The following is a 21,199-nucleotide window of genomic DNA, read 5'->3' as shown; positions in this document are numbered from 1 at the left end:
AAAAGCATGCCGCTGCGGGGAAAATTCCGCGAAGAGATGGATTATCTGCGCCGGCTCGGCCGCGAATTCGCGCGCGAGAATCCGCAATTGTCCCAATTCCTGGGCGATGAAGCCGCCGACCCCGACGTGGAGCGGTTGCTGGAGGGCTTCGCATTTCTCACGGCCAAGCTGCGCCTGAAGATCGAGGACGATCTACCCGAGCTGACCCACTCGCTGCTGCAATTGCTGTGGCCCAACTATCTCAGGCCATTGCCCAGCGTGACCATCATGCGCTTTGATCCGATCGATCGGGCCATCACGACGCGCCAGGTGATTCCCAAGGGAACCCAGATCCTGTCCCGGCCCGTGGAAGGCATACGCTGCGAGTTCCGCACCTGCGCGGATGTGACGCTGTATCCCCTGCGTATCCAGGAGGTCAGCGATGCGCACACGCGCGAGAAGTCCATCATGCGCGTCGACCTTGCGCCCATGGCCGGTAACTCCCTGGACAGCTTCGATTGCGACCAGCTGGATTTTCATCTGGCCGGCGACGAAACGACCGCGCTCACGCTGTATCTGTGGCTGTCCAGATACCTGGCTGAAATCCGGGTCGATGTCGGGGGACAGACCCGCCTGCTGACCGCGCGCCAGATCAAGTTCCCCGGATTTTCTCCCGACCAAGCGCTGCTGCCCTATCCCAGGAACGTTTTCGATGGCTACCGGATCCTCCAGGAATACTTCATCTTTCCGCGCCGCTTCCAGTTCTTCAGCCTGACCGCGTTGCGGTCATTGTGGCCGGCAGGCAGCACGGACAATGTGCGCCTGGAGTTCCACTTCAACCGGCCCATGCCGGTGGACATCCGCCTTCGAAACAATGACCTGATGCTGTACTGCACGCCGGCGGTGAATCTGTTCGCGCATGATGCCGAGCCGATCAATCTCAACGGCCGGTCCGTCGACCAGCGGATACTGCCCGGCGGACAACGCCCGGACGCCTACGAGATCTTCAGCATCGATGATGTCAGCGGATGGCATCGGTTCGCCGATGGCGGGCGCGGGAAATTCCTGCGGACATTTCATCCCTTCGAATCCCTGCAGCACGAGATCGAGCACGCACAAGGGCGCACAGCGCTCTACTATCGGACCCGGATCGAGAACGCGCTGACCGAGGGCGGCGTGCGGCACCGCGTGGCGTTCATCCGCGGCGACGAGACGGATTACATCGACGAAGACGAGACGGTGTCGCTGGCCCTGACCTGCACCAACCGGGATCTGCCACTGGCGCTCGGCGTGGGCGATATATGCCAGCAGACACAGACGACGCCGACGTTCGCCAGCTACAGCAACATCACGCGCCCCACGCCGTCCTACCGTCCCGTGCTGGACGGCGAACTCCAGTGGACGCTGATCTCCAACCTCTCGCTGAATTATCTTTCGCTGCTGTCGACCGAGCCACTGAAGGCCGTGCTGCGAGGATACGACTTCGCCGCGCTGCACGACATCCAGCGCGCGCGGACCACGCGCAAGCGTCTGGACGGCATCGGGGAGGCCGTCACCACGCCGACGGACATCCTGATGAAAGGCCTGCCCATACGAGGGCTGAAGACCAGGCTACGCCTCGATCCGAGCGCGTTTCTCTGCGAGGGAGACCTATATCTTTTCGGCACCGTGCTCAGCCATTTCTTCGCGCTTTACGCGAGCATCAATTCCTTCCATCTGCTGGAAGCCACCAACTCCGGCAACAACGAGCATTACGAATGGCCACTGCAGACCGGCAAGCAACCGCTGATCTAGCCAACCACCTGCTGGCCGACGCGAAAAACTATGACTTTTTCCGTCTGCTCGAGCGGTTGCACGGCCTGCACGGCGATAACCTGGAGGCCTCCGAGAGCACCGACCCCGCGCATCAGCGCGTACGCCTTGGCAGCCATGCCGGGCTGGGATTTCCTGCCTCGGACGTGGCCCTGGCCGAGCGCATGCCCGACTCCGCCAGCAGCGACTATCGCGTGCAGGCCACCTTTTTCGGGCTGCACGGACCCGATTCTCCGCTGCCGGGCTATTACCTGGACCGGCTTGCCTATGAGTCCGGTCAGGGGGTCGGGATACGCCCGGCATTCCTGGACTTCTTTCATCACCGGCTACTGACGCTGCTGCACCAGGCCTGGCGAAAATACCGTTATTACGTGCGGTTCCGCCGGGAGGCCGAGGATCGCTTCTCGCGCTATGTTTTCTCGATGGTGGGGCTCGGCGACGTCGAGCTGCGCGGCGCCACCCCCATCCCGTGGAGCCGGCTGCTCAGCTACGCGGGCGCCATCGCCGGCCGCAGCCGGTCTCCCCAGGTTGTCGCGGGCATCGTCGCGCATTGCTTCGATCTCAAGACAGTCCGCATCCGCGAATTCGAGCCGCGCTACATGCACATATCGACCAGCCAATGCCTGTCGCTGGGCAGTCGCAATGGCTCGCTGGGCGAGGACTTCGTGATCGGCGACCGCGTCCGCACGCGCTACAGCAAGTTCACGATCGTCATTCCCGATCTGGATCAGAAGCGCTTCCGCGAATTCCTGCCCAGCGGCCAGAACTTTGAGCGCTTGCGCAAATTGATCGACTTCCTCCTGCGCGACCCCGCCGCGTATGACCTGGACCTCGGATTGCGACAGGAAGAAGTGCCGCCGTTCAATCTCGGCCGCGCCAGCGGCGCTCACCTGGGCTGGACCAGTTTTGTCGCGCATACGGTCGTGCGGCGCACCTCCACTGTCAAGATAAAGGCTCGGCTATGAACACGCTTCCAACCGGCGCCGGCATCGCGCTCGTCGTCGCCAACCCGCATTCGCTCCAGCATGGCAGCACGCCCCGCCATCGGTTCGGCATTGCAGGCGGCAGCATAGGCAGCCAGGGCGCGAGCTGGATACTGGTCGACAAGGGGCGGCGCGTGCTGCCAGTGCATTGCGAAATCCGCCATAGCGACGGGTTTTTCTGCGTGGTGGACACTTCCGGCCACACACGCGTCAATGACGCCGGTGACCCGCTGGGCTCGATGGTCGGCGCCCGCCTGCGGGATGGCGACATTCTGCACATCGGCCCTTACCAGGGCGCCGTGCACCTGCAGGACGACGTCCACGGGTTGCCCGACCCCGCCCGCCATCTGGCGCAGTATGAAGTCGCCGAACTCCTCAATGCGCGCGGCGACGACATGGAGACGCTCCCGCAAGGTCTCTACTCCTTCGAGCAAGACCCCGTCAATCCCGGCGCCGACGCGGCTTTCCACGCCTTGGCTAGGCAACGGGATCCGCAAGCCGATCTGGATCCGTTACGCGCGTTGGATGCCGCGGAACGCACGGAGCGGCACCCGGCCGCAATTATCGATGTCGCCGCTGCCCCGCATGCGCACATGGGAAGCACGCCAACCCAGCCCGACCACGCCGCAACCCGATACGCCGCTGTCGCCGGCGCGCCTCAAACTTCTTCCGTAGTCTCCTGCATGTCGAAGTCACGCGATCATTTTGTATCAGACTCAACCTGGCCAACGCCTTCGCCCGACGCACGCAGCGATGCCCTGCATCCGGCCGCGCCGCTGCAGCAAGCGCTGGGCATGTCGCCGGCTCCTCTTGACCTGACGGCCAGCCGCACGCTGATGCGAGAAGCTGGCGAAGCCCTGGGCGCGGCCATTCGCGGGATCGCCGACCTGTACGCAGACCCGGTGGGAGACGAGCGCCGGTTGACGCTGAACTCGTTGACGTTGCAGCCCATCGAAGACAATCCCCTGCGTCTGAATCAGAGTTATCACGACACACTGCAGGCACTGTTCTCCAGCGAGCGCAGCGTCGTGCATTTGTCGCCGGCGGCCGCAGTCGAAGAAAGCATGGCGCAGTTGAAGGTGCACCAGACGGCAACAATCAAGGGCATAGAGGCCGGTCTCCATGCCCTGATGCGCGCTTTTTCTCCCGATCTTCTGCTGCAGCGCTTTCATCGCTATCGGCCTGAGCAGAGCCAGCAGACCGATGCCGGCGACTGGGCCTGGAAGATGTATGCCCACTACTACGATGAACTCAGCTCCACTCGCCAGAGCGGGTTCGAAAAACTCTTTTGGGAAGTCTTCGAACAGGCCTACGACCGCGCCCTGCGCGCGGAGGCGCAATGAAGCCCTGTATTGCGGCCCTGCTTGCGGCCGCACTCCTTGCGGGTTGCGGCGCGGTCGGAGACGTCCTGACGAAGACGGGCCAGATTCTGATGGACCCCTCGATTCCCGTGGGGACGCCCGAAGATCAGCCTAGCCAGATTGGCTTGAGCCTGTACGCCGCCGACGACGTCAATCCCAATCCGCAGAGCACGGCCGACCCTCAGGCGGACGAAGCGGCGCGGTCCGCGCCACCCGCCGAAGGGCCGTTCGAAGTCAACCTGAAATCCGGAAGCCGGCGCGAGCTGATAGAAGGCCTGCGCGGCCTGCTGGACGAGCTGGAGGTTCCCAAGGCTTCGGAGTTCCTGAGCCGTATCGACCAGCGCTCATCCCGTGTGGCGCAGGCCGCGGGCGCGCCCGGCGCCGCCTCGCTGCCTTCAGGGATCGACGTCTCTCAGTATTTCATGCCCAATCGGCAGCTCGGCGGCAAGCCGTCCCTGGCGACACAAGGCGTGACCCGCGCGCCGTTGCCGTTGGCGCTGGCTCCCGAGGATCAGCCGGACGCCGACGCCTCGCCCGACGGCCTGGAACGCGGGCCGGGCCAATACAGCCATGGGCAGGTCGCCGCCTTCGCGGCGCCTGCCTCCGCGGCCAGGAATATCGCCACGCCGGTCGCGTTCAAGGTGCTGCAGCTCAAGGATGATTCGCTCCTGCTGAACGCGGATCCGCTGCTGTTGGCAAAGGATTTGAAAAAGACTCTGGGCACCACATTCGTGGCCCAGGACGACTACGTCCTCGTGCCGGGCCAGTTCAAGTACATCGATTTCGCCAGGATCCAGTCGGACACGAAGTATGTGGCCATCGTGGCGGACTTCCATGAACAGAACGGCGCCGTGTGGAAACAGGCGTTCCGCCTCGAACCCAGGGGACGAAAGTATGCACTGCTTCTGACGCTGCGCGGCAATCGCGTTGCCATTACCGACGAAAGCCATCGACCATCCCAACCGGGCTCCCAACCATGACATCCCGCAATCCCGTTATCTGGAGCGAGGGGCTTTTCGTCAAGCCCCAACATTTTCAACAACAAGCCCGCATGACGGAGCACCACGCCAATCAGCGGATCAGCGGCGTCAGCGAGCATCTCTATGGATTCAGCGAGCTCGAGCTGAACCAGGAGTATCTGAGCTTCGGCAAGATCGCGATCGTGCGCGCACGGGGAGTCATGCCCGACGGCAGCGTGTTCGACATTCCCAATGACCAGCCTCCCCCCGCGCCGTTGCCCGTCATGGACGCCTCAGCGGTCAACCAGACGGTTTACCTGACGTTGCCGTTGCGATCGGACGGCGTGCTGGAAGTGCAATGGCCGGAAACGTACGCCAATTCCAGATATGTGACCCGCAACGAGGAGATCCGGGACACGCACAGTCAGGAAGGCGATTATGTGCCTATGAATCTGGCGGCGTTGAACCTGCAGATGGCGCTCGAGCGAGACGACCGCAGCGCATTCACCGGCATCGCGATATGCCGCCTGCTGGACCGTCGGCCGGACGGAAGCCTCCTGCTGGACGATACGTTCTATCCCACCGGCATTTCGCTGAACGCGATTCCCCCGCTCAAGCGGTATCTCGGCGAAATTTCCGGGTTGATGCGCGAACGCGCGAAAAACATCGCCGAGCGTATCGGCTCGCCGGGCCAGGCGGGCGTCGCCGACGTGACCGATTTCAACTTGCTGCTGGTGCTCAATCGCCTGCACCCTTTGTTCCTGCACCTGTCGCGCCTGCGACAGGTCCATCCGGAGCAGGTGTACATCGCCTTCAGTCAGGCATGCGGAGAACTGGTCACGTTCACCGACGAAGGCCGGCTTCCCCAGGAGTACCCGGCCTATCAGCACGACAATCCGCGCGCGTCGTTTCGCGTGCTCGAGGAGACCTTGCGCCGCTCGCTGAGCACCGTGCTGCAACCGCGCGCGGTATCACTGCCCATCGAACGCCAGCAGTACGGCGTACTGACCGCGGCCGTGCACGACCGAAGCCTGTACGCCAATGCGGATTTCATCCTGGCCGTGCGCGCCCGCATGCCGCTGGACAAGTTGCGCCAGCAGTTCGTCCAGCAGACCAAGATAACGTCGATGGAGAAGCTGGGCGAACTGGTCAGCCTGCAGTTGCCCGGCATTCCGCTGCTGCCCCTGCCGGTTGCGCCCCGGCATCTTCCTTTCCATGCCGGCTTCACCTACTTCCAGCTGGACCGCAGCCATCCGAGCTGGCAGATGATGCGTGAGACGGCGGGCTTCGGTTTCCATATCGCTGGCGACTATCCCGAAATGGAACTGCAATTCTGGGCGATCAGGAGCCAATGAAATGAGCACCACCGAGACCACCCTTTCCGGCGACGGGAGCTTTCTGCGCACCGCCCCGGTTGCCGCGATAGACCGGAAGGAAGGCATCGCGTTCGACACCGTCGGGCACATCGACCACGACGTGGACCTGGGATTCCAGCTCCGCGGCCATGGCTACAATCCTCTGGTGGACGGAGCGCTGCCCCTGTTCGGCCTGGTGATCCGCTTGCGCAAGCTCTCGCACTACGAAGGCGTGGAGCGGCTCTACGCCACCGTCCGGGACCAGATTTCGGCGCTGGACGAAGAAATCCGCCATCACGGCTACGACAGCGCGACCCAGCTTGCCTATCGCTACGCGCTGTGCAGCTTTGTCGACGAAGCGGTGATGAGCACCCCTTGGGGAGCGCATTCGCGCTGGGCCGAACGGTCCCTGCTCAGCGTGAACCACAACGAAACCTGGGGCGGCGAAAAATTCTTTACGGTGCTGTCGCGCATGATGATGGACACCGGCAAGTATCGCGATGTCCTGGAGTTCAAGTATCTGTGCCTCTGCCTGGGCTTCAAGGGCAAGTACGGCATGCAGCACAGTCAGACCGAAGCCCTGCAAGCGATCATCATCAAACTTCACCGCCAGCTTCGCGAACTGCGCGGCGAGTCGCCGGATGTCCTGACCGACGCGCAGGAGAATATCGTGTCGAGCCGTTACCGCGTCGGCCGGCTGTGGCCATGGTGGACACCCTGGCTGATCGTCCTGATTCTGCTGGCCGCCGCCTATGCCGCCTTTGCCACAAGCCTGGGTAATACCAGCGAACTGGTGCTCCGCTCACTGGACGAGATTCTCCGGAAGTGACTCGGGCGCGTCCCGGGAAGCGGGCTGGAGGGCCGCGGGCCGGCCGGGCGGCCCGGATCCGCCATACGCCAAAAAAAGAATGTGCAAAGGGCCCCGGCGGATTTAATCTGATCCGGCCATCAGGGAGCTCGCCATGATCACCCTCCACTCCTACCCCGGACTCTTCGGCCTTGAAGACAACAATCCGTATGGCCTGAAGGTCTACGCGTTCCTGAAGCTGTGCCGCCTGCCGTTCGACCACGAGCACGGCATCGACGTCAGCGCCGCCCCCAGGGGACAGCTTCCCTACCTGACCGACAATGGCCTTGCCATCGGCGACAGCGACGCCATCATCGCCTACCTGAAGCGCCAGTACGAACTGACCATGGACGCCTCGCTGAGCCACGCGCAACAGGGCCAGGACCTGATGATCCGGCGCACCCTGGATGATCTGTACTGGGTGATGTCCTATTCCCGCTGGCGCGACGACCGCTATTGGCCCGCCTTCCGCAAGGCCCTGCTGGACACGCATCCCGAGGTCGCCCCGCAGCAGTTGGAGGCCGCGCGGCAATACAACTTCCAGCGCTACCACTATCAGGGCATCGGCCGGTATGCCCCCGAGGAAGCCTATGCGCGCGGCGTCGCGGACCTGGACGTGATCGCCGACCTGCTTGGCGACAGCCCCTTCATGTTCGGCCCCAACCCCGGCAGCGTGGACGCCGGCATCTACGGCTTTCTGGCCAATATCTACTACTACGCCATCGACACGCCGCTCAAGCAGCGCCTGCTTTCACGGCCGAACCTGGTGAGCCATTGCCTTGCCCTGCGGGCAGAGCTGGACTGAGGCCTGCGCGGCAAATCCGGAAAATCGTTATGCTTTCCGGCTTGCTCCCCGCCAGATCGATGTTTCAACCTTGACCGCCCCCACTGCTTCGCCCCCCTTTATCGTCCTCGACGCCTGCGTCCTCATGTCCGGCATCCTGCGCCGGCTGCTGCTGCGCCTGGCCGAGGCCGGCGTGTTCCTGCCGGTCTGGACCGAACGCATCGGCGAGGAATGGCGCCGCAATGCCTCGCGCATCTGGGACATTCCGCCGGAAGTGATGGCGGACTTCTGGGCGGACATGAATGCGCGGTTTCCCGGCGCCATCGAATCCGACACCCAGGTCTACGAAGCCTCGTTGCGCTACAGCGACCCCAAGGACTTCCACGTGATCGCGGCGGGACTGGCGCGGCGCGCACGCTGCGGCCTGCCGCAGACGCCCACGGTGCAGGTGCTGACGTGGAACCTGAAGGATTTCAACCGCTCCGAACTGCGTCGCCAGGGACTGGACGTGTACAACCCCGACCGCATGCTGGTGCAGTGGTGGCACGCGGGCGCGGACCGCATGCGCGATGCCATCGCGCAGATTCCCGCCGACTACATCGCGCTTGGCCGCGAACCCGAGCCGCTCGCCACGACCTTGCATCGCGAACGGCTGTACGGCCTGAAGAACCTGGTTTCAAGGGAATAAAAAAAGGGCCTGGCCGGCTTGCGCCGAACCAGACCCGGAGCCAACCCTCTGCGGCCTGTCAGTCGACCTCTACGAAGGCTTCCTCGCGCTTCTTGCGCAGCGCGGGCATCGTGACCAGCACCAGCAGGATCGCGGCCAGCGCCAGCAGCGTCGCCGACAGCGGACGGGTGACGAAGGTGCTGAATTCACCTCGCGAAAGCAGCAGCGCCCTGCGGAAGTTCTCTTCCATCATCGGCCCCAGCACCAGTCCGAGCAGCAGCGGCGCGCCTTCGCAGCCCAGCTTGCTCCACACATAGCCGACGATGCCGAAGATGGCGAACATGAAGATGTCGAACGCGTTGTAGTTCAGCGAGTACACGCCGATCGTGCAGAACACCAGGATCGCGGGGAACAGCATCCGGTATGGCACGCGCAGCAGTTTTACCCAGATCCCGATCAGCGGCAGGTTCAGGATGACCAGCATCAGGTTCCCGATCCACATGGACGCGATCAGCCCCCAGAAAAGCTCGGGGTGGCTGGACATGACCTGCGGACCCGGCTGGATGTTGTGGATGGTCATCGCGCCCACCATCAGCGCCATCACCGCGTTGCCCGGGATGCCCAGTGTCAGCAGCGGGATGAACGAGGTCTGCGCGCCGGCGTTGTTCGCCGATTCGGGGCCCGCCAGCCCGGCGGGATGGCCCTTGCCGAACCGCTGCGGCTCTTTCGAGAGCTTCTTTTCCAGCGTGTATGACGCAAAGGCGGACAGGACCGAACCGCCGCCCGGCAGGATGCCCAGGGCCGAGCCCAGCGCCGTGCCGCGCACGATGGCCGGAGCGGCCTCGCGGAATTCCTGGCGGCTGGGATAGAGCGACCCGACCTTGTCGGTGATCTCCACCCGGTTCTCTTTCAGCTCCAGGTTGCCCATGATTTCCGACAGGCCGAACACGCCCATCGCGACGATCGCGAAATCGATGCCGTCCTGCAGTTCAGGGATGCTGAAGTCGTAGCGGGCCACGCCGGAGTTGACGTCGGTGCCGACCATGCCCAGGAGCAGGCCCAGCAGGATCATGCAGATGGCTTTCGGCAGCGAGCCTGACGCCAGCACCACGGCGCCGATCAGGCCCAGGGCCATCAGGGAAAAGTATTCCGCGGGCCCGAACGCGAATGCCACTTCGGCCAATGGCGGGGCGAAGGCGGCGATGAGCACCGTCGCCACGCTTCCGGCAAAGAACGATCCGATGGCCGCCAGCGATAGCGCCGCGCCGGCGCGTCCATTGCGCGCCATCTGGTGGCCGTCCAGGACCGTCACCACCGCGGAGGTCTCGCCCGGCAGGTTCACCAGGATCGCCGTGGTGGAGCCGCCGTATTGCGTGCCGTAGTAGATGCCCGCCAGCATGATCAGCCCGGCGGTGGGCGGCAGCACGTAGGTGATGGGCAGCAGCATCGCGATGGTGGGCACCGGTCCCAGGCCGGGCAGCACGCCGACCAGGGTGCCCAGCAGGCAGCCGATGAATGCGTAAGTCAGGTTCTCGGGGGTGAAGGCCACCGAGAAACCCAGCATCAGGTTTTGTAGCAGTTCCATGTGCGGTCTCCTAGTTGGTCAGCACGCTGGGCCAGAGCGGAAAAATCAGCCCAAGTCCGCGTATGAACGCCAGGTAGGAGAAAACCACCAGGAACAGCCCGTTGGCGACCGCCACCTTCCAGTTGAATTCGTGGCTGGCGTAGCTGCTGATGAGGACGAGCAGAAATACCGAGAGGTACAGCCCGAGATAGCGCAGGGAAAAACCGTACACGACCACCGAGCCGACCACGAGCAGCAGGATGCGGAAATCGAAGCGGCTGATCGTGGTGGTCTCGGCGCGCGGCGACAAGGCGCTCATCAGCACCGTCGCGCCCATCAGCGCCAGCACGATGCCCAGCCAGAAGGGGAAGTAACCCGGTCCCATGCGGGCCGCGCTGCCCATGGAGTATTGGGTGGCCTGCGCGGCGAAGGCGCCCCCCAGGACAATGAACATCACACCGGACCAGAAATCCTGTCTGTTTCTTATCAAACCGCTGTCTCCCTAATCTGCCGCGCCCCGGTGGTCACCCCCCTGAAAGCGCGCAATCCTCGTTCAGCGCAGCCGAGTCAGGTGGCCCGGCAACGCCCTGAACGCCGGATGGTAAGTCGTGAAGCGACATGATCAATATCCGGATGAACCATGATTTTTTTCGGGATATCCCCTAGACCATGGAACGGACAAATTTCCAGGGAAAGCTTCGTGAAATCCTTCGAAATACAGGCAGAACCAGCCTGAAAGGCGCTGTTTTACTGGAAGTTCGCTCCTTCACGAAAAGTTCCGTTCTGCGTTGTCGTTCGTGAGCGTAGAAATATTCAGATGCATTTTTTCCCGAGCCCTGCGGGACGCGCATGAATGCGAACAGGGCAGACGACGGGGCGGAGAACGCGCGGCGGCTCCGCCCAAGCGCCCTTTGGCCGCAAGGTTTCCTGAACCTGCGGCCTGGACAGCTAGTTGACAGTTATCTGAAAGCTTTTTGCGTGTACGCAGCGGCGCGAAGCGCCGCGCAGTCGCTCAGTGATCGTGATTGCTGGCGGCGAAGCCCGCCGCATTCAGGACGTCGATCACTTCCTGGATGTGGTCCGGCCCGCGCGTCTGGAGCACGAAGTCCACTTCCACGTTACGCACCGGCAACGAGGTGAACGCGCGCTGGTGGTGCACTTCGGTGATGTTGGCCTGCGCATCGGCGATGAGCTTGGTCGCGTGGGCCAGCGCGCCCGGCAGGTCGCGCAGGTCGACGCGGATGCGCGCCAGCCTGCCGGCCCGCACCATGCCGCGCTCGATCAGTTCGCCCAGCATCAGGGGATCGATATTGCCGCCGGTCAGGACCAGGCCGATGCGCTTGCCCTTGTAGCGGTCGCTGCCCTCTTCCTGCGCACGCAGCAACGCGGCAAGGCCCGCGGCACCCGCGCCCTCGACCACGGACTTTTCGATTTCGAGCAGCACCACGATCGCGTGCTCGATATCCGCCTCGCTGACCAGTTCGACGCGGTCGACCAGCTTTTGCACGATCGGCAGCGTCAGGTCGCCGGGGGATTTAACGGCGATCCCTTCGGCGATGGTGTACTGGCCCTGCGGCATGGATACACCCTTGACCGCCGCGTACATGGCCGGAAAGCGTTCGGTCTGCACGCCGACGATTTCGATGCCGGGCTTCAAGGCCTTGGCGGCCGTGGCGATGCCCGAGATCAGCCCGCCGCCGCCGATGGCGATGACCAGCGTGTCGAGCTGCGGCTGGTCTTCAAGCATTTCCAGCGCGACCGTGCCCTGCCCCGAGATGACGGCCTCGTCATCGTAGGGGTGGATCATGATCAGGCCGCGTTCGTTGGCCAGTTCGTAGCCGCGCGCCTTGGCGTCGTCGAAGGTGTCGCCCGCCAGCACGACCTCGGCGCCGAAGCGCCGCGTGTTGGCGACCTTGACCGTCGGGGTGAAGCGCGGCATCACGATCACGGCGGGCACGCCCATGCGCTGCGCATGATAGGCGACGCCTTGGGCGTGGTTGCCCGCCGACACCGCGATCACGCCCTTGGCGCGCTCGTCGTCCGACAGGGTCAGCATGCGGTTCAGCGCCCCACGCTCCTTGAAGGACGCGGTGAACTGCAGGTTCTCGAACTTCAGCCAGATCTCGGCGCCGAAGATGTCGGACAGCGTGCGGGACAGCGTAAAGGGGGTCTTCAGGACCTGGCCGCGCAGGTTTTCGCGGGCGGTCTGGATGGAGGCGATATCGATCACGATGGAAATCCTGTTAGCGCACGGGCAGGAAATTGAACAGCAGGAGGCCTTGCGCGTAGTTGATCCCGATGCGTCTGGAATTCTCGCCGAGCAGATTGGCGATCAGGTCCAGCCGGCCGATGATGGCGCCGAACTCGCGCTCGAAGCTGAGATTCGTGGCGTTCGGGGACATTTCATTGGCCAGCAGCAGCAATTCGCCCTGGTTGTTGCGGCGCGACGCCAGCAGCCAGGCCGCGGCCTCGACGTTCCGAGCGGCATTGTAGACCCGCTGCCCGTCCAGCGCGTCCGTGGCGTAAAGGCGGGTCTTGCCGTTGTGCGCGGCGATGATGGTGTCGGCCAGGCCGTAGATGAAAGCGCCGACCCGGTCGCCCGGGTAGTTCGGGTCCAGTGCGACGGCCAGGATCTGGATGTCGCGCAGCCCCGACAGGTCGCTGGGCGGAACGCGGACTTCAATGGAGTGCTTGACCCGGTTGACGGCCGTCGCCAGGTCCGGCGCCCCCGTCTTGCGCCATTCGCGGGGATTGCGCCTGTACAGCTTGTCCAGCAGCGAATAGAGGCTGTTCAGGTTGTCGCGCACTTCGAGCGTGACGGTGCGGTTGAAATCCGTCTGCGCGAACTGGTCGGCGGACATGTCCTCGCCCTTGGGGCCGCGCTGGCCCGGCCCGGAAGGCATCATGCAGCCGCTCAGCAGCGCGGCAAGCAGCGCCGCGGCGACGGCGGTTATCGGCCACGCTGTCATGCCTTGCTCATCCGTATGCCCCCTTCAAGATGCGTCCAGGGCGCCTGCCGGACCGCGCGGCGCCTCTCTCGCGCAAGACTTTACAGGAAGGCGGCCGAAGTGGGGAGACACCCCGCGCGGCGTGCGCGCGGGGGAGCCGGTTCTCGGCTGAGTCGCAAAAAAAAACGGCGCCTCGCGGCGCCGTCTTTCAATCAGTGACCTGCAGGCTTATTCGGCTTGCGGTTCCGATTGGGGGGCAGCTTCGGGAGCGGCAGCGGCTTGCTGCTGCTCGATGCCGCCGATCGCCTTGATGGACAGGCGCAGGCGGCCCTTGTCGTCGGCCTCGATGACCTTGACGCGGACTTGCTGGCCGACCTTCAGCACATCGTTGATGTTCGCGATGCGGTAGTTGGCGATTTCCGAGATGTGCAGCAGGCCGTCGCGGCCCGGCAGCACCTGCACGATGGCGCCGAAGTCCAGCAGACGCAGGACCGAGCCGTCGTAGATCTGGCCCACTTCGACGTCGGCGGTCAGTTCGACGATGCGGCGCTGGGCTTCCTTGGCCTGCGCTTCGTCGACGCTGGCGATCACGATCGTGCCGTCGTCGGAGATGTCGATCTGCGTGCCGGTTTCTTCGGTCAGCGCGCGGATGGTGGCGCCGCCCTTGCCGATCACGTCGCGGATCTTCTCGGGGTTGATCTTGATGGTCAGCATGCGCGGCGCGAAAGCCGACAGCTCGCCGCGCGAACCGTCCAGCGCATCCTTCATCTTGCCCAGGATGTGCAGGCGGCCTTCGCGGGCCTGAGCCAGCGCCACTTGCATGATTTCCTTGGTGATGCCCTGGATCTTGATGTCCATCTGCAGTGCGGTGACGCCGTTCTCGGTGCCCGCGACCTTGAAGTCCATGTCGCCCAGGTGATCTTCGTCGCCCAGGATGTCCGTCAGCACGGCGAACTTGCCGCCGTCCAGGATCAGGCCCATGGCCACGCCGGCCACGTGATCCTTGACCGGCACGCCGGCGTCCATCATGGCCAGCGAGCCGCCGCAGACCGAGGCCATCGACGAGGAGCCGTTGGACTCGGTGATTTCCGACACGATGCGGATCGTGTACTGGAAGTCTTCGGGAGCCGGCAGCAGCGGGATCAGCGAGCGCTTGGCAAGACGGCCGTGGCCGATTTCGCGGCGCTTGGGCACACCGATGCGGCCCGTTTCGCCAGTGGCGAACGGAGGCATGTTGTAGTGCATCATGAAGCGGTCGCGGTATTCGCCCATGAGCGCGTCGATGATCTGCTCGTCCTGCTTGGTGCCCAGCGTGGCCACGACCAGCGCCTGGGTTTCACCGCGGGTGAACAGCGCGCTGCCGTGCGCGCGGGGCAGCACGCCCAGACGCACGCTGATCGGGCGCACGGTGCGGGTGTCGCGGCCGTCGATACGCGGTTCGCCATTCAGGATCTGGCCGCGCACGATGGCCGATTCCAGCGAGAACATGATGTTGTCGACGGTCACGGCGTCCGGCAGCGACTCGCCCTTTTCAGCGGCGGCGGCAGCCAGCTTGGCCGACACGTCGGCCGACACTTCACGCAGCTTGGCGGTGCGGGCCTGCTTTTCGCGGATCTGGTAAGCGGCGTTCAGGCCTTCCTGGGCGGCGGCGGTCACCGCGGCGATCAGGGCTTCGTCCTTGGCGGGAGCTTGCCAGTCCCAATCGGGCTTGCCAGCGTCCTTCACCAGTTCGTGAATGGCGTTGATGACGGCCTGCATCTGCTCGTGGCCATAGACCACGCCGCCCAGCATGATTTCTTCGGAAAGCTGTTGGGCTTCCGATTCCACCATCAGCACGGCGTTTTCGGTACCGGCGACGACCAGGTCCAGCTTCGAGGACTTGAGCTGCGAGGCGGTCGGGTTGAGGGCGTATTGGCCGTCGATGTAACCCACGCGCGCGGCGCCGATGGGGCCGTTGAACGGGATGCCCGAGATGGCCAGCGCGGCCGATGCGCCGATCATGGCGGCGATGTCGGGATCGATTTCAGGATTGACCGACAGCGTGTGGATGACCACCTGGACTTCGTTGTAGAAGTCTTCGGGGAACAGCGGGCGCAGGGGACGGTCGATCAGGCGCGAGGTCAGCGTTTCCTTTTCGGACGGCTTGCCTTCGCGCTTGAAGAACCCGCCCGGGATGCGGCCGGCGGCGTAGGTCTTCTCGATGTAGTCGACGGTCAGCGGGAAAAACGTTTGACCCGGCTTGGCCTTCTTGGAAGCCACGACGGTGGCCAGGACGACGGTGTCCTCGATCGACACCACAACGGCGCCGGAGGCCTGGCGAGCGATTTCGCCGGTTTCCAGGACGACCGTGTGCTGGCCGTATTGGAACGATTTTGTCACTTTATTGAACATGACGATTATTCCTTACAAATGAAAAACCGTGGCCGCTGCGACATGCGTCGCACCGACCACGGTTGCGTCATGGGGAGCCAGCCCCGTCGATCACTTGCGCAGACCGAGTTTTTCGATCAGTGCGCGGTACGAATCGGGATTGCGGCCCTTGAGATAGTCGAGCAGCTTGCGGCGACGGCTGACCATACGCAGCAGACCGCGGCGCGAGTGATGGTCCTTCATGTGTTCTTTGAAGTGACCAGTCAGTTCGTTGATACGGGCGGTGAGCAGAGCCACCTGAACTTCGGGGGAGCCGGTATCGCCCTGAGCGCGTTGGAACTGCGCAACGATATCGGATTTCTTGATGTCAGCTACAGACATTGATGACCTCTTCGGACATGCGACAGGGCCGAGGCGCCCTGACGTGGTTGGGAAAAATTTGCGCGAGCCTGGCTAAATTCGCTTTCTCACTGCAGCCAATGTTGGCGCGCAAAGCATCTTGCAAAATCAACTTGCAGAATCAATACACTTGATAAAGCTCGATGATTATAGCTGAATAGCTAGAATTACCCCAATGAGGGTCTGCGCGCCCGCCAGGAGGCCGCTCCCACCCCGCGGCACCGGAAGGAGAAAACATGATCAATTGTTACAGAACAGCCCGATTGACCTTGGCTTCATTGGCGCTGGCCGGACTGACGGCCTGCGCCAACATGGCCCAGGTGCCGCCCGGCACGCCACTGGCGGAGGTCCAGGCCCAGTTCGGTTCGCCCAATTTCGAATGCCCGCAGGCCAACGGCGGTCGCCGCGTCATCTGGACCCAGCAGCCCATGGGCCAGTACGCGTGGGGCGCCAATGTGGGCGCGGACGGACGGGTGGACCGCGTGTTGCCGCTGCTGACCGACGCGCATTTCAAGGTGCTTGAAACGGGTGACTGGGGCCCGGAACGCGTGCGCTGCGAATTCGGGCCGCCGGCCCGAATCGACGAGGTCGGCCTGGGCGAAAAGCGCGAGGTCGTCTGGTCCTATCGCTACCGGGAAAACAGCGTGTGGAATTCGCTGATGTACGTCTACATGAGCCGCGACGGCAGCAAGGTGACCCACTTCCACCCTGGTCCCGACCCCATGTACGACGACGACAAATTCCTGTGGCACTGACCTGATAAAAAAACCCGCCTTTTCATAGGCGGGTTTTTCTTTGCGGCATCAGGAGGACTGGCCCCGGCGTTCTTGTTGCAGGCGCCGGACCTTGTTCCAGCGCCACGCCCAGGTCACCCAGCCCGAAAGGCCATAAAGCACGAACAAGCCGAACAGCACGACGGGGGGATCGCTGGACACGAACACGAACACCGCCACCACCAGCAGGATGCCCCAGAACGGCACGCTGCGGCCCAGCGCGAAGCTCTTGCCGCTGAAGAACGGCGCATTCGACACCATGGTGATGCCGGCATACATGGTGAGCGTGAACGCCACCCAGGCCATCAGGCTGTCATGGATGGGCAGCTTGTTGTCCACGGCCAGCCAGACGAAGCCCGCCACCAGCGCAGCCGCGGCGGGGCTGGGCAGCCCCTGGAAGAAGCGCTTGTCCACGACGGCGATATTGGTGTTGAAGCGCGCCAGGCGCAGCGCGGCGCCGGAAACGTAGACAAACGCCGCCAGCCAGCCCCAGCGGCCCAGGTCGTTCAAAATCCATTCGTACATGACCAGCGCGGGCGCAACGCCAAACGACGTCATGTCGGAGAGCGAATCGTATTGCTCGCCGAACGCAGATTGCGTGTTGGTCAGGCGGGCCACCCGGCCGTCCATGCCGTCCAGCACCATGGCGACGAAAATGGCGATGGCGGCCACTTCGAAGCGGTCGTTCATGGCCTGCACAACGGCATAGAACCCGGCGAACAAAGCGGCGGTGGTGAACGCGTTCGGAAGCAGGTAGATGCTCCGGTGGCGGTTCTCGGAATCGCGCATGGAAAAATTGGGCATGGTCTCAATAACTTACAACGGACTTTGAAAGGTTAACCTATCTGGCCCTGCTTGCGGGCCACAGCAAGGCTCGTGCCTGGCCCAAATCGCTTAAATCGCGGAAATGGCGAAAAAAACGGCATGCCCTTGCAGGCATGCCGTTTCGCTACTGATATCGAGGGCCGGGCGCCGCCCGGCCGCGGGAATCAGTTCTTGGACTTGTCCACCAGCTTGTTGGCGGCGATCCAGGGCATCATGGCGCGCAGCTTGCCGCCCACTTGCTCGATCTGCGATTCCGCGTTGATGCGGCGGCGCGAGGTCAGCGTCGGGGCGCCGGCGGTGTTTTCCAGGATGAACTTCTTGGCGTATTCGCCGGTCTGGATATCCGTCAGGCACTGGCGCATGGCCTTGCGGGTTTCTTCCGTGACGATCTTCGGACCCGTTTCGTATTCGCCGAATTCGGCGTTGTTCGAAATCGAGTAGTTCATGTTGGCGATGCCGCCTTCGTAGATCAGGTCGACGATCAGCTTCAGTTCGTGCAGGCACTCGAAGTACGCCATTTCGGGCGCGTAGCCGGCTTCCACCAGCGTATCGAAGCCGGCCTTGATCAGTTCGACGGTACCGCCGCACAGCACGGCCTGTTCGCCGAACAGGTCGGTTTCGGTTTCTTCGCGGAAGTTGGTCTCGATGATGCCGGCACGGCCGCCGCCGTTGGCGCTGGCGTACGACAGGGCCACGTCGCGCGCGGCGCCCGACTTGTCCTGGTACACGGCCACCAGGTGGGGCACGCCGCCGCCCTGCTTGTACGTGTTGCGCACCGTGTGGCCCGGGGCCTTGGGAGCGATCATGATGACGTCGATGTCTTCACGCGGCACGACCTGGCCGTAGTGGACGTTGAAGCCGTGGGCGAACGCCAGGGCGGCGCCGGCCTTGATGTTGCCGTGGACTTCCTTGTTGTAGACCGAGGCGATGTTCTCGTCGGGCAGCAGCATCATGACAATATCGGCCGACTTGACCGCATCCGCCACTTCCTTGACTTCCAGGCCGGCGTTGGCGGCCTTGTTCCACGAGGCGCCGCCCTTGCGCAGGCCGACGACGACCTTCACGCCCGACTCATGCAGGTTCAGCGCATGCGCGTGGCCTTGCGAGCCATAGCCGATGATGGCAACGGTCTTGCCTTTGATGAGGGACAGATCGCAGTCTTTGTCGTAGAAAACTTTCATGTTGTGCTCCAGATTCCAGTATTTGGATATTCGATTAATTCAGATGTAGGGTGAGGCCAGGCCTGGAAGGCCGGTCAAATCTTCAAAATCCGTTCACCGCGTCCGATGCCGGACACGCCGGTACGCACGGTTTCAAGGATGGCACTGCGGTCCAGGGCCTCAAGGAAGGCCTGTACTTTTTCCTGCACCCCGGTCAGTTCGATGGTGTAGGACTTGTCGGTGACGTCAATGATGCGGCCGCGGAAGATGTCCGCCATGCGCTTCATTTCCTCGCGTTCCTTGCCCACGGCGCGCACCTTCACGAGCATCAGCTCGCGCTCGATGTGGGCGCCTTCGGTCAGGTCCACCACCTTCACGACATCCACCAGGCGATTCAGGTGCTTGGTGATCTGTTCGATGACTTCATCGGAACCGGTCGTCACGATGGTCATGCGCGACAGCGTGGAGTCCTCGGTGGGCGCCACGGTCAGGGTTTCGATGTTGTAGCCCCGCGCCGAAAACAGGCCCACCACGCGCGACAGCGCGCCGGGTTCGTTCTCGAGGAGGACGGAAATCACGTGCTTCATGGGTGGCCTCCTTACAGGTCTTCAGAGCCGAGCAGCATTTCGGTCAGCCCGCGGCCGGCCTTGACCATCGGCCACACGTTTTCCGTGCGGTCGGTGATGAAGTCCAGGAAGACCAGGCGCTCCTTGTGCTTGCCGAACGCTTCGCGCAGCGCCGGCTCGACATCGGCCGGGCGCTCGATGCGCAGGCCCACGTGGCCGTAGGCCTCGGCCACCTTGACGAAGTCGGGCAGCGAATCCATGTACGACTCTGAATAGCGCGAGCCGTAGTCGATCTGCTGCCACTGGCGCACCATGCCCAGGAACCGGTTGTTCAGGCAGATGATCTTGGGCGACAGGCGGTACTGGTGGCAGGTCGACAGTTCCTGGATGTTCATCTGGATGGACCCTTCGCCGGTGATGACGGCAACGTCATGCCCGGGATTGGCCATCTGCACGCCCATCGCGTACGGCAGTCCCACACCCATGGTGCCCAGGCCGCCGGAGTTGATCCAGCGGCGCGGCTTGTCGAACTTGTAGTACTGGGCCGCCCACATCTGGTGCTGGCCCACGTCGGAGGTGACGAAGGCGTCGCCGCCGGTCACTTCCCAGAGCTTTTCCACCACGAACTGCGGCTTGATGACTTCGTCCGAGTTGGCGAACTTCAGGCATTCCTTGCCGCGCCAGGTCTCGACCTGCTCCCACCACTTGGCGATGGAGGCGGGCTTGTGCTCGGCGGCCGCGATCTCGTATTGCGCGCTGATGTCGGCCAGCACATCCTTGACGTTGCCCACGATCGGGACGTCCACGCGCACGCGCTTGGAGATCGACGACGGGTCGATGTCGATATGGATGATCTTGCGGGCGTTCTGCGCAAAGTGCTTGGGATTGCCGATCACGCGGTCATCGAAGCGGGCGCCGATGGCCAGCAGCACGTCGCAGTGCTGCATGGCCATGTTGGCCTCGTACGTGCCGTGCATGCCGGGCATGCCCACGAACTGGCCGCTGCTGGCCGGGAAGCCGCCCAGCCCCATCAGGGTGCTGGTGCAGGGCGCGCCCAGCTGCGACACGAGCTTGTTGAGCTCGGGCGCGGCGTTCGACAGGATGACCCCGCCGCCCGTGTAGATCATGGGCCGCTCGGCGGCCAGCAGCATCTGCACGGCTTTCTTGATCTGCCCCTGGTGGCCCTTGTTGACGGGCGCGTAGGAGCGCATCGAGATCTCGCCCTTGGGCGGCGTGTACTTGCAGTGCGCGACGGTGATGTCCTTGGGGATATCGACCAGCACCGGGCCGGGACGGCCCGTGCGCGCGATGTAGAACGCGCGGCGCATGGTTTCGGCCAGGTCCTTGATGTCGCGCACAAGGAAGTTGTGCTTGACGCAGGGACGCGTGATGCCGACGGTGTCGCATTCCTGGAAGGCGTCTTCGCCGATGGCCGCAGTGGGCACCTGCCCGCTGATGATCACCATCGGGATGGAGTCCATGTAGGCGGTGGCGATGCCGGTGACGGCATTGGTCACGCCCGGGCCGCTGGTGACGAGGCAGACGCCGACCTTCTGCGACGAGCGCGAATAGGCATCGGCCGCGTGCACGGCGGCTTGCTCGTGACGAACCAGGATATGCTGAAATTTGTCTTGCTTGAAGATAGCGTCGTAGATGTAAAGCACCGCGCCGCCGGGATAGCCGAAAACGTGTTCCACGCCCTCATCGGCCAGGCAGCGCACGACGATATCGGCGCCATTCATTTCCATGTTGTATTTCCTTTCAGTACCGGCCCTGCAACCCTGACTGCTGCTCGCCCGGATACGGCGGCAACTGAACCCATACCGGCTACGACAACATGATCCGGC

The 21,199-nt window shown here is 63.6% G+C and carries 19 protein-coding genes; 9 read left to right on the top strand and 10 right to left on the bottom strand.

Features of this window, described 5'->3' with window-relative positions; genetic code table 11:
- The first annotated feature begins 6 nt into the window (after nt 1–6).
- The 8 genes from tssF (at nt 7) to ABE485_RS03320 (ending at nt 8,768) form a co-directional block, all read left to right on the top strand.
- Nucleotides 7–1,773 carry a type VI secretion system baseplate subunit TssF gene (gene tssF / locus ABE485_RS03355; RefSeq protein WP_346513442.1) on the top strand — a complete coding sequence of 589 codons (1,767 nt, stop codon included), beginning with the start codon at nt 7–9 and terminating at the stop codon, nt 1,771–1,773.
- Nucleotides 1,737–2,756, top strand: coding sequence for a type VI secretion system baseplate subunit TssG (gene tssG, locus ABE485_RS03350; protein WP_346513440.1), 1,020 nt, complete (start codon nt 1,737–1,739; stop codon nt 2,754–2,756). Before tssF ends, tssG begins: the two co-directional genes overlap by 37 nt.
- Nucleotides 2,753–4,117, top strand: a complete 1,365-nt coding sequence (gene tagH, locus ABE485_RS03345; RefSeq protein WP_346513438.1) for a type VI secretion system-associated FHA domain protein TagH — start codon at nt 2,753–2,755, stop codon at nt 4,115–4,117. Before tssG ends, tagH begins: the two co-directional genes overlap by 4 nt.
- Nucleotides 4,114–5,115, top strand: a complete 1,002-nt coding sequence (tssJ, locus tag ABE485_RS03340; protein ID WP_346513436.1) for a type VI secretion system lipoprotein TssJ — start codon at nt 4,114–4,116, stop codon at nt 5,113–5,115. The genes tagH and tssJ overlap by 4 nt, the downstream gene beginning before the upstream one ends.
- Entirely contained in the window at nt 5,112–6,449 is a 1,338-nt protein-coding gene (gene tssK, locus ABE485_RS03335; protein WP_346513434.1) for a type VI secretion system baseplate subunit TssK, read from the top strand. Before tssJ ends, tssK begins: the two co-directional genes overlap by 4 nt.
- Nucleotide 6,450: 1 nt before the next feature.
- Nucleotides 6,451–7,278 carry a type IVB secretion system protein IcmH/DotU gene (gene icmH / locus ABE485_RS03330; RefSeq protein WP_346513432.1) on the top strand — a complete coding sequence of 276 codons (828 nt, stop codon included), beginning with the start codon at nt 6,451–6,453 and terminating at the stop codon, nt 7,276–7,278.
- Between the two features lie 133 nt (nt 7,279–7,411).
- Nucleotides 7,412–8,101, top strand: coding sequence for a glutathione S-transferase C-terminal domain-containing protein (locus ABE485_RS03325; protein WP_346513431.1), 690 nt, complete (start codon nt 7,412–7,414; stop codon nt 8,099–8,101).
- A 124-nt stretch (nt 8,102–8,225) separates the two neighbouring features.
- Nucleotides 8,226–8,768, top strand: coding sequence for a PIN domain-containing protein (locus tag ABE485_RS03320; RefSeq protein ID WP_430795385.1), 543 nt, complete (start codon nt 8,226–8,228; stop codon nt 8,766–8,768).
- Between the two features lie 58 nt (nt 8,769–8,826).
- Here ABE485_RS03320 and ABE485_RS03315 read toward each other — a convergent pair whose 3' ends face one another.
- From ABE485_RS03315 to rpsO, 6 genes are all read right to left on the bottom strand, one after another.
- Complete coding sequence (locus ABE485_RS03315; RefSeq protein ID WP_346513427.1) at nt 8,827–10,332, bottom strand: tripartite tricarboxylate transporter permease; 1,506 nt, start codon at nt 10,330–10,332, stop codon at nt 8,827–8,829.
- Nucleotides 10,333–10,342: 10 nt separating this feature from the next.
- Entirely contained in the window at nt 10,343–10,765 is a 423-nt protein-coding gene (locus ABE485_RS03310) for a tripartite tricarboxylate transporter TctB family protein (protein WP_346513658.1), read from the bottom strand.
- 558 nt (nt 10,766–11,323) lie between these two features.
- A complete protein-coding gene (locus ABE485_RS03305; RefSeq protein ID WP_346513425.1) occupies nt 11,324–12,541 on the bottom strand; it encodes a threonine ammonia-lyase in 1,218 nt (405 codons plus the stop codon).
- A gap of 13 nt (nt 12,542–12,554) precedes the next feature.
- A complete protein-coding gene (locus ABE485_RS03300; protein WP_346513423.1) occupies nt 12,555–13,280 on the bottom strand; it encodes a hypothetical protein in 726 nt (241 codons plus the stop codon).
- A 207-nt stretch (nt 13,281–13,487) separates the two neighbouring features.
- Nucleotides 13,488–15,650, bottom strand: a complete 2,163-nt coding sequence (gene pnp / locus ABE485_RS03295) for a polyribonucleotide nucleotidyltransferase (RefSeq protein WP_346513421.1) — start codon at nt 15,648–15,650, stop codon at nt 13,488–13,490.
- Nucleotides 15,651–15,740: 90 nt separating this feature from the next.
- Complete coding sequence (gene rpsO, locus ABE485_RS03290; RefSeq protein WP_006223612.1) at nt 15,741–16,010, bottom strand: 30S ribosomal protein S15; 270 nt, start codon at nt 16,008–16,010, stop codon at nt 15,741–15,743.
- Nucleotides 16,011–16,264: 254 nt separating this feature from the next.
- Here rpsO and ABE485_RS03285 point away from each other — a divergent pair, with 254 nt between their 5' ends.
- Complete coding sequence (locus ABE485_RS03285; RefSeq protein WP_346513419.1) at nt 16,265–16,783, top strand: hypothetical protein; 519 nt, start codon at nt 16,265–16,267, stop codon at nt 16,781–16,783.
- 48 nt (nt 16,784–16,831) lie between these two features.
- Here the strand turns inward: ABE485_RS03285 and pssA are convergent, their stop codons facing one another.
- The 4 genes from pssA to ABE485_RS03265 form a co-directional block, all read right to left on the bottom strand.
- Nucleotides 16,832–17,605, bottom strand: coding sequence for a CDP-diacylglycerol--serine O-phosphatidyltransferase (gene pssA, locus ABE485_RS03280; RefSeq protein ID WP_346513417.1), 774 nt, complete (start codon nt 17,603–17,605; stop codon nt 16,832–16,834).
- Between the two features lie 185 nt (nt 17,606–17,790).
- Entirely contained in the window at nt 17,791–18,807 is a 1,017-nt protein-coding gene (ilvC, locus tag ABE485_RS03275; RefSeq protein WP_346513415.1) for a ketol-acid reductoisomerase, read from the bottom strand.
- A gap of 74 nt (nt 18,808–18,881) precedes the next feature.
- Nucleotides 18,882–19,373, bottom strand: coding sequence for an acetolactate synthase small subunit (gene ilvN, locus ABE485_RS03270; RefSeq protein WP_006223608.1), 492 nt, complete (start codon nt 19,371–19,373; stop codon nt 18,882–18,884).
- A gap of 11 nt (nt 19,374–19,384) precedes the next feature.
- A complete protein-coding gene (locus ABE485_RS03265) occupies nt 19,385–21,154 on the bottom strand; it encodes an acetolactate synthase 3 catalytic subunit (protein ID WP_346513656.1) in 1,770 nt (589 codons plus the stop codon).
- Nucleotides 21,155–21,199: the final 45 nt, after the last annotated feature.

Source organism: Achromobacter spanius (assembly GCF_039673305.1).
Classification (GTDB): domain Bacteria; phylum Pseudomonadota; class Gammaproteobacteria; order Burkholderiales; family Burkholderiaceae_B; genus Achromobacter; species Achromobacter spanius_F.
This window is presented reverse-complemented; position numbering and strand designations above follow the sequence as displayed.

Excerpts from the sequence above, each read along its gene's own strand:
- tssF (WP_346513442.1), top strand. The coding sequence starts at position 7 with ATGCCGCTGCGGGGAAAATTCCGCGAAGAGATGGATTATCTGCGCCGG.
- tssG (WP_346513440.1), top strand. The coding sequence starts at position 1,737 with ATGGCCACTGCAGACCGGCAAGCAACCGCTGATCTAGCCAACCACCTG.
- tagH (WP_346513438.1), top strand. The coding sequence starts at position 2,753 with ATGAACACGCTTCCAACCGGCGCCGGCATCGCGCTCGTCGTCGCCAAC.
- tssJ (WP_346513436.1), top strand. The coding sequence starts at position 4,114 with ATGAAGCCCTGTATTGCGGCCCTGCTTGCGGCCGCACTCCTTGCGGGT.
- tssK (WP_346513434.1), top strand. The coding sequence starts at position 5,112 with ATGACATCCCGCAATCCCGTTATCTGGAGCGAGGGGCTTTTCGTCAAG.
- icmH (WP_346513432.1), top strand. The coding sequence starts at position 6,451 with ATGAGCACCACCGAGACCACCCTTTCCGGCGACGGGAGCTTTCTGCGC.
- ABE485_RS03325 (WP_346513431.1), top strand. The coding sequence starts at position 7,412 with ATGATCACCCTCCACTCCTACCCCGGACTCTTCGGCCTTGAAGACAAC.
- ABE485_RS03320 (WP_430795385.1), top strand. The coding sequence starts at position 8,226 with ATGTCCGGCATCCTGCGCCGGCTGCTGCTGCGCCTGGCCGAGGCCGGC.
- ABE485_RS03315 (WP_346513427.1), bottom strand. The coding sequence starts at position 10,332 with ATGGAACTGCTACAAAACCTGATGCTGGGTTTCTCGGTGGCCTTCACC.
- ABE485_RS03310 (WP_346513658.1), bottom strand. The coding sequence starts at position 10,765 with ATGTTCATTGTCCTGGGGGGCGCCTTCGCCGCGCAGGCCACCCAATAC.
- ABE485_RS03300 (WP_346513423.1), bottom strand. The coding sequence starts at position 13,280 with ATGACAGCGTGGCCGATAACCGCCGTCGCCGCGGCGCTGCTTGCCGCG.
- pnp (WP_346513421.1), bottom strand. The coding sequence starts at position 15,650 with ATGTTCAATAAAGTGACAAAATCGTTCCAATACGGCCAGCACACGGTC.
- rpsO (WP_006223612.1), bottom strand. The coding sequence starts at position 16,010 with ATGTCTGTAGCTGACATCAAGAAATCCGATATCGTTGCGCAGTTCCAA.
- ABE485_RS03285 (WP_346513419.1), top strand. The coding sequence starts at position 16,265 with ATGATCAATTGTTACAGAACAGCCCGATTGACCTTGGCTTCATTGGCG.
- pssA (WP_346513417.1), bottom strand. The coding sequence starts at position 17,605 with ATGCCCAATTTTTCCATGCGCGATTCCGAGAACCGCCACCGGAGCATC.
- ilvC (WP_346513415.1), bottom strand. The coding sequence starts at position 18,807 with ATGAAAGTTTTCTACGACAAAGACTGCGATCTGTCCCTCATCAAAGGC.
- ilvN (WP_006223608.1), bottom strand. The coding sequence starts at position 19,373 with ATGAAGCACGTGATTTCCGTCCTCCTCGAGAACGAACCCGGCGCGCTG.